Genomic DNA, 7,876 nt, shown 5'->3' on the forward strand with positions numbered 1-7,876 from the left:
TGCTTCGGCCTGCTGACCGCCTGCGGCTCCTCGGACGAGGACTCCTCGGACGGCGCCGGGACCGGCACGGAGGAGACCACCGACGACAGCGACGCCACCCAGGAGCCGGAGGACGAGCCGGTCGACCCCGCGGAGCTCGCCACCGAGGCCGTCATCAACACCAGCGAGGGCCCCGTCACGGTGGAGCTGTTCCCGGAGGAGGCGCCCCGGACGGTGCACAACTTCCTCGGCCTCGCGGACGGCTCGAAGAGCTGGGACGGCCAGGACGGCGACGCCCCGCTCTACCAGGACGTCATCTTCCACCGCGTGATCGACGGGTTCATGATCCAGGGCGGTGACCCCGAGGGCACCGGCATGGGCGGACCCGGCTACCAGTTCGAGGACGAGTTCTCCGACGACCTGGCGTTCGACCGCCCCTACCTGCTGGCGATGGCCAACTCGGGACCGAACACCAACGGCTCGCAGTTCTTCATCACCGTCGAGCCGACCCCCCACCTCACGGGCAAGCACACCATCTTCGGCGAGGTGACGGACGCGGACAGCCAGGCCGTGGTGGACGCCATCGCCGCGACCGAGACCGAGCCCGGCGACAAGCCGGTCGAGGACGTCGTCATCGAGAGCATCGACATCAACTGACCCCGTGCGGCCCGGTGCCGCTCCCCGCTCTCCCCGCAGCCCCGGCGCAGCAGCGCCGGGGCTGCGCGCGTTCCGGGGCTGCGCGCGTTCCGCGGGCCGACCGGGTGGACGCCGACCCACCGGAGCCGTAAGCTACGAATCGTAAGTTACGAATGGTAGCCAACTGGGGAGGCGGGATGACCGACCGCACCGCCGCACCGGCCCGACGCCGGCTGACGAAGCGGCAGCGCCGCGCGCAGCTGCTCGACGCGGCCCGCGACCTGATCCGGGACTCCGGGACCGACGAGTTCACCCTCGCCCGACTCGCCGAACGGGCCGGGGTGACCAAGCCGCTGGTGTACGACCACTTCGGCGACCGCTCCGGCGTCCTCGCGGAGCTCTACCGCGCGTTCGAGGAGCGGCGGCGCGAGACGCTCGCCCGCGTCCTGGACGCCACCCCGCCCGAGCTGGGCGCGGTGGCGGACGTCGTCGCCGCGGCCTACGTCGACTGCTGTCTGGCGGAGGGCCGGGAACTCGCGGACGTCGTCGCCGCGCTCGCGGGCTCCCCCGCTCTCAGCGCGGTGCGCCGGGAGGCCGAGGAAGCCTACCTGCGCATGTGCCGCGAGGCATTGGAACCGCTCGCCGGACCGATCGATGCGGCGGCACTGCCGGCGATCGTCGGCGCCGGCGACGCGCTGGCCCGCTCCGCCCTGGCCGACGACATGACCGCCGAGGACGCGGCGGCGACGCTGGCCCGTGTCGTCGAGGCCGTCGTCACGGGCACCCGACCGACCACCGAGGAAGGCTGACACCACTGTGATCACCCACCCCACCACCCCAGGAACCGCCCTGTGGGTGCACGCGCACCCCCGCCCGGGCTCCTTCAACGACCTGCTGTTCCGCGAGGGCACCCGCGCGCTCGCCCCGGACTGGACCGTGACCACCTCCGACCTCTACGCCCAGGGGTTCGATCCCGTCAGCCGCGCCTCCGACCTCGGCGACCTCGCGGAGACCCCCGGCAACTTCGCCGAGCAGGCCGGCACCGCGTACGAACAGGGGCAGTTGCCCGCAGAGGTGCGGGCCGAGCAGGCCAAACTCGCCGCGGCGGAGCTGCTGGTGCTCCAGTTCCCGCTGTGGTGGTACGGGCCGCCCGCCATCCTCAAGGGCTGGTTCGACCGCGTGCTCACCGCCGGTTTCGCCTTCGGGGAGATGGACCCCGAACTCGGCGTGCCGCGCCGCTACGGCGACGGCCCGCTGGCCGGGCGCCGGGCACTGGTGGTGGTCACCGCCGGGGAGGACGCCCGTTCCATCGGCCCCCGCGGCATCAGCGGCGATCTGGAGTCCCTGCTGTTCCCCCTCACCCACGGCGTGCTCTGGTACGTGGGGATCGACACCCTCGACCTGCACGTGGTGCACGACGCCGACGCCCTGAAGGCCGACGACGTCGAGCGGGAGGTCGAGCGGCTGCGGACCCGACTGACGGGTGTGGGGTCCGAGGAGCCCCGGCGGTACCGCCGCCTGCGCGACGGTGACTACCAGGGCACACGAGCCCTCCGCGCCGACCTGCTGCCGGACCGCACCGACCTCGGCATCCACCGGGCGACCGCCCGCTGAGGCGATCCGCGGACGCTACGGCCCAGGCGGCTCCTCCATCACCGGACGGACCTCCACCGGGTCACCGCCCGGGGCCCCGCCGGGCCCCGGGCACGCCGACGCCAGTGCGGCGATCTCCAGGGCCCTCTCCTCCGACGCGCAGTCCACGATCCAGTAGCCGGCGAGCGCCTCGCGGCTGCCGTTGTGCGGCCCCTCCGTGACCTCGCGCCGACCGTCGCGGAGCCGGACGGTGCGGGTCGCCGACGGCCCTTCCAGCCCCTGGCCCTCGACCAGCTCCCCGCGACTGCGCAGCTCGGCGTCGATGCCGTCCATGTGGTCGACCATCGCGCGCACGTCACCGCGCGACCACGCGCGGCCCTGGTCGTCCCGACCGCCGCGCATCGCGTCCCAGTCCCCCTGGGTGCCCATCAGGGCGATCATGTACTTCATGGTTCGCTCCCAGCCTCTCCGGCGCCCGGCCGGGCCCCGCGGCGACCCCTGATGCCAACGTAGCCGCCCCCGACCGGTGCCGCAGGCCGGGCCGGGCCGGCTCCGTGTCCCCGCCCGGCAGGGTGAGCGGTCTCCGCCGTCCGGCCCAGGGGCGGGCGTGAGCGGTTGCCCGCGCCTGGGCCCCGGGTTCCGCTGGGCACATCCGCCCGGAGGGAGCCGTCGATGGGTCAGCACGCCGCACCGCGCCGCACCGGGGTGGGCACGAGGACGGGGGCGGTGCTGCTGGGCGCTCTCTACGGTCTGGCGTGCGGGTTGCTCGACCACGGTGCCGGGGCCGCCGCCGGCCGCGCGCTGACCGTGGGCGTGGTGGCGGGGCTGGTCGTCGCCGTCGTGACGCTGGTGGTCGGTCGGCGGTTCCGCGTGCTGCCGCGGCTCCCGCGCGCTGTCGTCGCCGCGGCCTGCGCGGGGGCGGGGGCGGCGTTCCTGGTGGCGCTCTCCGACGGCGGCAGCACCGGCAGGGCCGTGCTCACCGGGGTGCTGCTCGCGCTCGCGGTCGGGACGGCGACGCTGACGCTGACGGCGCCGCCGCGCCGCCGCTGACCGGCCCGCCTCGCCCAGCGCGGAGCCCGCGCGGCGGGACAGGAAACCGCGTCGCGGCGCGAAGCGTCGACAGCCTAGGGTCCTGCCATGCCTGCCATGGAGACCCCGGACACCACCGAGCCCGTCGCGGCGGCCCCGGCCACCGCCCGCCTGTCGATCGCCTGCGCCGACCCGGGCCGCGTGGCCCGGTTCTGGGCCGCGCTCCTCGGCGGTGAGCCTGCGTCGGCACCCGACGGCGCGGTCCTGCTCGCGCTGCCCGACGGGCTGCCGGCGCTGCTGCTGCGGCCGGGCGTCCCCGGCGCGGACGGCGCCGTCGTGCCCGAGTTCGCCGTGGACGACGTCCCCACCGCCGCCTCCCGGGCCCGCCGTCTCGGCGCCACCGCGGCGGGCCCGATCACCGAGGACCGCGCGGAGCTGCGCGACCCCGGCGGCACCCGGTTCGCGCTGCTGCGCCGCCCCGGCGCCCTCCCGACCCCGGCCGTCCCCACGCCCGCGGTCGCCGCTGCCTCGATGACGCTGCTGGCCGCGGCGGTCGTCGTCCACGACACGGCCGCCGACCGGGTGGTGATGCTGCGCCGCGGCCCGGACGCGAAGTTCGGGCGGGGGCTGTGGGACGTGCCGGTCGGCAAGTGCGACCCCGGCGAGGCGGTGCCGGACGCGGCGGTCCGGGAACTCCACGAGGAGACGGGGCTGGTGGCCGACCCCGCCGACCTGCGGCTGGGGCACGTGGTGCACGGCGCGCGGGGTGCCGAGGCCCCGGGCGGCTTCCTGACGGTGGTGTTCGTGACCGCCCGAGGTGAGACCGGAGGCCATCTTCCGCTGGACGATCATGAAGAAGATCACCACCGGGAGGGCGATCAGCACCGAGGCCGCCATCAGGGAGCCGAAGTTGGTGCCGCGCTGGGTGGTCATGCTCATCAGCCAGACCGGCAGGGTCCACCGCTCGTTGTCCTGCATCACCACGTACGCCAGCAGGTACTCGTTCCAGGTGTTGACCAGCGAGAACACCGAGGTGGCGGCGATCCCGGGGCCGATCAGCGGGAAGACGACGCGCCAGAACGCGCCCATGCGGGTGCAGCCGTCCACCATCGCCGACTCCTCCAGTTCCCTGGGGATGTTGATGATGAAACCGCGCAGCATCCAGACCGCGAACGGCAGCGCGGAGACGGTGTAGACGACGATCAGCGCCCAGTACTGGTTGAGCCCGCCCATCCGGTTGAGCTGGAGGTAGAGCGGGATCAGCATGGCCAGCGGCGGCAGCAGCTGGACCAGCACCAGCACGATCAGCAGCGGCTTGCGGCCGTAGAACCGGAACCGGCCGATGGCGAAGGCGGTCAGCAGCGCCAGCAGCATCGCCGCGACCACCGTCACGGTGGTGACGATCAGGCTGGTGCGGACCGAGGTCCAGAAGAAGTTGCTGTTGATCGCCGACTGGAACCCCTCCAGCGTGAACGAGGAGGGCCACAGCGTCTGGTCGTAGGACCGGATCTCGCGGCCGGGCCGGAAGGCGCTGACGAGCATCCAGTAGACCGGGAACGCCATCACCACGAAGACCAGCAGGCCCCCGAGGTTGAACCAGCGGGTCGGCTTCTTGCGGTCCGGCCGCAGGTCCTGCGCGCCGTCCGGCGTGGTGGCGGGCGTGGAGCCGCCGGTCAGGCGGCGGAGGGTGGTGGCCGGGGTGCTCATTCGACCTCGCCTCGTTTCATCATCTGGCGCAGGTAGTAGACGGCGACGCCCGCGAGCAGCAGCACGGTGATCAGCGCCACGGCAGTGCCCTGGCTGAAGGACTGGCTCTGGAAGGCGAGGTTGTAGGAGTAGATGCCGAGCAGTTCGTACTGCGGCTCCACGTTGTTGCCGCGCATCAGGAAGATCTGCAGGAAGACGTTGAAGTCCCAGATCACCGACAGGGTGGTCACCAGCGTGAACACCGGCTTGATGACGGGGAAGACGACGTTCCGGAAGACCTGCGCGCTCCCCGCCCCGTCCAGCCGGGCGGCCTCCTCCAGCTCCTTCGGCACCTGGGTGAGCGCGGCGTAGAGGGTGACGGCGACGAAGGGGATCGCCCCCCAGACGACGACGGCGGCCACCACGGCGAAGCCCTGCCAGGTCTCCATGAACCAGTTGTGGCCGCGGAAGTCGACCCCGGGGAGCTTGCTCAGCAGGATGTTGACGATGCCGTACTCGGAGTCGGTCAGCCACCGGAAGATCGAGGTGGCCACGACGATCGGCATGGCCCACGCGGTCACCAGGGCGGCGGTGACCATGAGCCGGACCACCAGCGACATCCGCTGCATCATGAGCGCGATCAGCAGCCCGCCGCCGACGGTCAGCGTCACGCACACGACCATGAAGACCACGGTGCGGGTGGCCACCGCCCAGAAGTGGGCGTCGGTGAGGACGTTGGTGAACTGCTCGAACCCGACCCAGTCCGGGGTCTCCCCGGTCCACAGGTGGCGCCGGCGGTAGTCCTGGAAGGACATCACCAGGGTGCGGTAGAGCGGGTAGAAGTAGACGGCGGCGATGGCCAGCAGGCCGGGCAGCACCAGCAGGTAGGGCAGCATGCCGCCGCGGTGGCCGCGGTCCTGGCCCGGTGTTCCGGCCGCCGGGGCGGCGGGCCCGCCGGGACCGTCGGGCTCCTGGGGTTCGCCGCCCGCGGCGGGCGGCCGGTCGAGGGTGGGGACGCTCATCTGGGGCGGGTCCTTCGTGTCGTCCGTAGGGTCCGGTCGCCCTGCGCCCGGCGGCGGTACCGCGGCGGGCGCAGGGCGGCCCCGGAACCGCCGGCGGGCGGTGGAGGGGCGAAGGCGCCGGTCAGGCCTCGTTGTTGATCAGGTCGTCGATCGCGGCGTCGGCGGTGGCGGTGGCCTCCTCGACGGGGGTGCCGCGCAACACCTCCAGCAGCATGTTCGGCAGCACGCTCTGCTGCTCGACCGCGGACCAGCCCGGTGCGATGGGGGTGAACCAGGCGTCGGGGACGGCGTTGGCCATCGGCGCGGTGGTCGGGTTCTCCTTCAGCGGCTCCAGCTGCTTGGTGTTGTTCGGCAGCGTGTCCTTGCCGACCAGCACCTCCATGGACTCCTCCGAGGTGAACAGCGCGATCCACTCGGCGGCCAGGTCCTGGACGTCGGACTTCTCGACGATGGCGAGGTCGGAACCGCCGATGAAGGACGGCAGCGGCTCGCCGTTCGGGCCGGGCATCCCCGCGACCTGGATGGTGCCCTCCAGATCGGGGTTGCCCTCGGCGCCGTGCACGACGACGCCGGCCTCCCAGCCGTTGCCGTAGATGAGGGCGGCCCGCTCCTGCGCCATGGCGAGGGCGTGGTCCTCCTCGTCCTTGGTCTGGTCGCCGCGGTTCCACTCCTTGACCAGGTCGATGTAGTGCTGGATGCCGGCCTGCGCCTCGGGGGTGGAGAGGGTCCCGCTCCACTCGCCGGAGTCCTCGTCGAACTCGGCGATCTGGCCGCCGTAGCCGACGACGTAGGACATGGCCGCGTGCCAGTTGCGCCCCGCGAGGTACATCGGGGAGTAGGCCTGGCCCTCGCCGAACTCCTCGTCCAGCGCGGTCATCGCCTCCAGCAGCTCGTCCTCGGTCTGCGGGAACTCCGCGGAGCCGGTGGCGGCCTCGAACATGTCCGCGTTGTACACGGCGACCCGGGAGCCGGCGTAGTAGGGGACGCAGTACATGGCGCCCTCGAACGAACAGGTGTCGACCAGCCCGCCGATCCAGGTGTCGGAGTTGTCGTACTGCTCCGGGTCGATCTCGGCGAGGACGCCGTTGAGGATGTAGGTCATGGTCTCGGTGTTGCCGAGCTCCACCACGTCGGGGAACTCGCTGCCGCCCAGGGCCGCGTCGAGCTTGGTGGTCTTGTCGCCCCACTGCTGGTACTGGACATTGACGGTGACGCCGGGGTAGGTCTCGGCGAACGTGTCGTTGACCTCGGTGACCAGCTCGGGCCAGGTGGAGTCGGCCTCGCCCATCAGCCACACGGTGAGGGTCTCGTCCCGGTCCTCCGCGGCCACGGCGCTCCCGCCGCCGCCGCTGTCGGACCCGCACGCCGTGACGCCCAGCAGGGTCACAGCGCCGATGGCCGCCATGAGCTTGCGATTCATTCGTCCTCCTCGACAAGGTGCCGCCGCGCCACCGCCCGGGCCGTCGGCGAGTCGTCGACACGGCGGTCCGGGCACGCGGGAGCCGGGACCGCTCCGGGCCCGCTAGTGGTGTAGACCAGAGCCCGAGCTTGGCCTAGACCTATCGGGGCGTCAACGGGTCTGCGCTGGGCTTCGGTTCTCGTTATCGGACCGACACCGGACCGGCGGTACCGTCCTCCGTTCGTCCCCCACGGGCAACAGCAGCGCAACAAACCGGGCCGCACCGGGGCTCGTTGACCCGGCAGCGGCGACCCTGGTGACCGCACCACCGCCACCGACGAGGAGACGGACGCCATGGCAGAACGACGCGCCGCGGACCGGGACGAGCAGGCCGGTCCGGCGGCCCCCGGGGAGCACCGCCCACGCGGCCGACTGCGCCTCTTCCTCGCGGTGCTGCGGCGACTGCTCCCCGGGCGGCGCGCGCCGCGCGCGGACGGCGAGGGCGGCCGGGCGGCCGAGGAGACCCGGCGCC

6 protein-coding genes and 3 pseudogenes are annotated in these 7,876 nt (G+C 73.0%); 5 read left to right on the forward strand and 4 right to left on the reverse strand.

Features of this window, described 5'->3' with window-relative positions:
* The first annotated feature begins 153 nt into the window (after window positions 1-153).
* The 3 genes from HCN52_RS07695 to HCN52_RS07705 all read left to right on the forward strand — a co-directional run bounded on the left by HCN52_RS07695 (window position 154) and on the right by HCN52_RS07705 (window position 2,229).
* Complete coding sequence (locus tag HCN52_RS07695; protein ID WP_312876594.1) at window positions 154-636, forward strand: peptidylprolyl isomerase; 483 nt, start codon at window positions 154-156, stop codon at window positions 634-636.
* A 176-nt stretch (window positions 637-812) separates the two neighbouring features.
* Window positions 813-1,424, forward strand: a complete 612-nt coding sequence (locus HCN52_RS07700; RefSeq protein ID WP_209314271.1) for a TetR/AcrR family transcriptional regulator — start codon at window positions 813-815, stop codon at window positions 1,422-1,424.
* Between the two features lie 7 nt (window positions 1,425-1,431).
* A complete protein-coding gene (locus tag HCN52_RS07705; RefSeq protein ID WP_168087614.1) occupies window positions 1,432-2,229 on the forward strand; it encodes an NAD(P)H-dependent oxidoreductase in 798 nt (265 codons plus the stop codon).
* A 15-nt stretch (window positions 2,230-2,244) separates the two neighbouring features.
* Here the strand turns inward: HCN52_RS07705 and HCN52_RS07710 are convergent, their stop codons facing one another.
* Window positions 2,245-2,658, reverse strand: a complete 414-nt coding sequence (locus HCN52_RS07710) for a YciI family protein (protein ID WP_168087624.1) — start codon at window positions 2,656-2,658, stop codon at window positions 2,245-2,247.
* A gap of 696 nt (window positions 2,659-3,354) precedes the next feature.
* Between HCN52_RS07710 and HCN52_RS26360 the strand changes: the two are divergent.
* Window positions 3,355-3,645: pseudogene (locus HCN52_RS26360) on the forward strand (VOC family protein); the annotation flags it as partial.
* Between the two features lie 123 nt (window positions 3,646-3,768).
* Window positions 3,769-4,053, forward strand: a pseudogene (locus tag HCN52_RS07720) (NUDIX domain-containing protein); the annotation flags it as partial.
* Here the strand turns inward: HCN52_RS07720 and HCN52_RS07725 are convergent.
* From HCN52_RS07725 to HCN52_RS07735, 3 genes and pseudogenes are all read right to left on the reverse strand, one after another.
* Window positions 4,048-4,944, reverse strand: a pseudogene (locus HCN52_RS07725) (carbohydrate ABC transporter permease); the annotation flags it as partial. The pseudogenes HCN52_RS07720 and HCN52_RS07725 sit on opposite strands and share 6 nt — an antisense overlap.
* Window positions 4,941-5,945 (reverse strand): carbohydrate ABC transporter permease, encoded by a 1,005-nt coding sequence (locus HCN52_RS07730; protein WP_168087615.1) that lies wholly within the window; start codon window positions 5,943-5,945, stop codon window positions 4,941-4,943. The gene HCN52_RS07730 and the pseudogene HCN52_RS07725, both read right to left, overlap by 4 nt.
* Before the next feature lie 121 nt (window positions 5,946-6,066).
* Window positions 6,067-7,365: an extracellular solute-binding protein gene (locus HCN52_RS07735; RefSeq protein ID WP_168087616.1), complete on the reverse strand. Its 1,299-nt coding sequence runs from the start codon at window positions 7,363-7,365 to the stop codon at window positions 6,067-6,069.
* Window positions 7,366-7,876: the final 511 nt, after the last annotated feature.

Source organism: Streptomyces bohaiensis (assembly GCF_012033785.1).
In the GTDB taxonomy this organism is placed as follows: Bacteria; Actinomycetota; Actinomycetes; order Streptomycetales; family Streptomycetaceae; genus Streptomyces; species Streptomyces bohaiensis.